Origin of the sequence: Longimicrobium sp. (genome assembly GCF_036280135.1) — a bacterium.
In the GTDB taxonomy this organism is placed as follows: domain Bacteria; phylum Gemmatimonadota; class Gemmatimonadetes; order Longimicrobiales; family Longimicrobiaceae; genus Longimicrobium.
In genome coordinates this window covers 1-2,374 of sequence record NZ_DASURI010000220.1, presented here as the reverse complement: position 1 = coordinate 2,374, position 2,374 = coordinate 1, and the positions used below count along the sequence as shown (strand labels likewise).

The window sequence follows — 2,374 nt, the reverse complement described above, 5'->3', positions numbered from 1 at the left end:
GCGAGGGTCCGCCTCCTCGCAGAACCGGGGTACTCTGCGTCCTCCGCGGCTCTGCGTGAGAATGCAGTTCGGGGTTTCGACCGGGCATGAAAGCCGCACGGCGGATGGACTCAACCAGACAGAACAGGGATCGCGCGTGAAACGAGTGGAGCGGCTGGGCGAGGCGACGGCGCCGGACGGGAGCGTGCTCTCGCTGTACCGCCACGACGGCGCGTACAGCATCCGCGTGGACGGCGAGGAGCTGATGTCCACGCGGCGTCATCATTCCGAGGACGTGCTGGCGGAGCTCGTCTGCGAGCCCCTGCGCGACCAGGCGGACGCGCGCGTGCTGATCGGCGGCTTGGGGCTGGGGTTCACGCTCAAGGCGGCGCTGCGCTCGCTGGGGGCTGACGCGCGCGTGGTCGTGGCGGAGATCGTGGAGGGCGTAATCCAGTGGAACCGGAACGCGGAGTACGACCTGGCCGCGGAGGCGCTGGCGGACCAGCGCGTGGAGCTGCGCCACGACGACGTGGCCCACGTGCTCGCGTCCAGCCCCGGCGCGTTCGACGCGATCATGCTGGACGTGGACAACGGCGCCGCGGCGCTGACGACGCGCGGCAACGCGAAGCTCTACCGCGCGGACGGCATCCGCCGCGCCGTGGCCGCGCTGCGTCCGCGTGGGCGGCTGGCGTACTGGTCCGCCGGGAGCGACGAGGCGTTCGAGAAGGCATTGGGCCGCGCGGGACTGTCCGTCGAAGTCCACCGGGTCCGCGCGCACCCGTCGCTCAAGAGCTGGCACACCATCTTCGTCGCCCGCCGCGCTTCGGAAGCGCGCGACGAGGCGCCGGGCGCGGCCAATCAGTAGTGCTCCGTGCGCCCGCGGATGATTCGAGCCTCGCGAGCTGGACCTGAAAGCGGCGCCGCGGCCGCCCGGACGATTTGCATCACGCCATTCTCCTCGTTGGATCGGGTAAAATCGAAACGGCCCTCCCCGCGCGTGGCAGGGAGGGCCGTTCCGTACCTTCGTACCGGGGCCGTCAGTCGATCAGGTACAGGAACCGGCCGCAGTTCTGGCAGGAGCGGATCTCCTCGTTGCGGTCGGCGTCGCTGGCCAGGGCTGTGGGCACCTGCACGAAGCAGCCGTAGCACGTGCCGCGGATGACGGACACCACGAAGCGCGGGTTGCGGGTGCTCAGCCGCTGGTAGCGGTTGCGTACCTGCGGCGGCAGGGACTCCGCCATCTCCTTGATCTTCTCGTCGATCTGGCCGAGCGCTTCTTCGACGCTCAGCCCGAACACGCTTTCCTGGACGTCGCGGTCGGCGCCGGCCTCGGCGAGGTCGCGGCGCTGGGTCGTGAGGTCCTGGATCTCCAGCAGGGTCTCGAGGTGGGGATGCATGTCGGTATCCTATTGGTCTCAGGCGCCCTTTTCCTCGAGCAGCGCCAGGAACTCCTTGGGCGACTGCACCTGACCCAGACGCGCGGGGACGTCCGGCTCCTTCACGAACCCGGCGATCTTGCCCAGCACCGGCAGGTACTGGTTGCTCACCTCCAGGGGCGGCGCCACGATCAGAAAGAAGTACTGTACCGGCTGGTCGTCGATGGCGCGGTACTCGATGGGCTCGGCCTTGCGGCCAAAGGCCACGCGCAGGCGGTTCACCACGAGCGAGCGGCAGTGCGGGATGGCGATCCCCTTGCCGATGCCCGTGCTGCCCAGGTTCTCACGCCGCTTGAGCATCTTGAAGAGGATGCCCTGCGACTTTTCGTCCAGCCCCAGAAGACCGATCAGCTCCTTGAGGATCTCGTCCTTGCTCGAGCCCTGGAGGTCCAGCTTGATCGCGTCCTCGGTGAAGAACTCACGAAGTTCCATATGTGCAAATCCCGTTGGACAATCGGCTTGTCAAAATTCCCTTGCGTCCGAAGACCGGGGAATGTAAGCGGACGCTTCGAACCCGTCAAATCAACGACTTAACGACAGTGCGAAGTGCGAAAGTGCGGGAGTGCGAAAGTGGGACCACGGGGAGTGCGTGAGCGGGTAAGTGCCTGAGTGCGGAAGGGGTTGCGGCGCCCAGGCGGGAGCTCCGCCGGTCCGTGAGATGGGGCCTGGTCGGCGATAGATGGATCGCGCCGGCAGCGGGCCGCCCCTCCCCCGGCTCCTCTCCGCTCGTTCCTCGCGGAGAGGGAGAAAGAACGCGCACGAACCCGCCCGTGCCGGACCCGCCGTTGCCGGCTGTCTCCTGTAACCCGCAGTTGCAGTTGCCGGCTATTCCCTATTCCCTGTTCCCTATTCCCTGCCGTCCCCGTAAACTCCGTACACCCGGTGGCGCAAACGCCCCGGTTGCAGCGACGTAGCCGAGCCGGTACATTCCCCTCCTCACCGTTCCCAAGGCGCCGCCG

The 2,374-nt window shown here is 67.6% G+C and carries 3 protein-coding genes; 1 reads left to right on the top strand and 2 read right to left on the bottom strand.

Going from position 1 to position 2,374, the window contains the following annotated elements; all coding sequences use genetic code 11:
- Positions 1–136: 136 nt before the first annotated feature.
- Positions 137–844, top strand: a complete 708-nt coding sequence (locus tag VFZ20_RS06670) for a hypothetical protein (RefSeq protein WP_329683063.1) — start codon at positions 137–139, stop codon at positions 842–844.
- 172 nt (positions 845–1,016) lie between these two features.
- Here the strand turns inward: VFZ20_RS06670 and VFZ20_RS06665 are convergent, their stop codons facing one another.
- Both VFZ20_RS06665 and VFZ20_RS06660 read right to left on the bottom strand, forming a co-directional pair.
- Positions 1,017–1,376 (bottom strand): C4-type zinc ribbon domain-containing protein, encoded by a 360-nt coding sequence (locus VFZ20_RS06665; protein WP_329683062.1) that lies wholly within the window; start codon positions 1,374–1,376, stop codon positions 1,017–1,019.
- An 18-nt stretch (positions 1,377–1,394) separates the two neighbouring features.
- Positions 1,395–1,847: a PTS sugar transporter subunit IIA gene (locus VFZ20_RS06660; RefSeq protein WP_329683061.1), complete on the bottom strand. Its 453-nt coding sequence runs from the start codon at positions 1,845–1,847 to the stop codon at positions 1,395–1,397.
- Between the last annotated feature and the right edge of the window lie 527 nt (positions 1,848–2,374).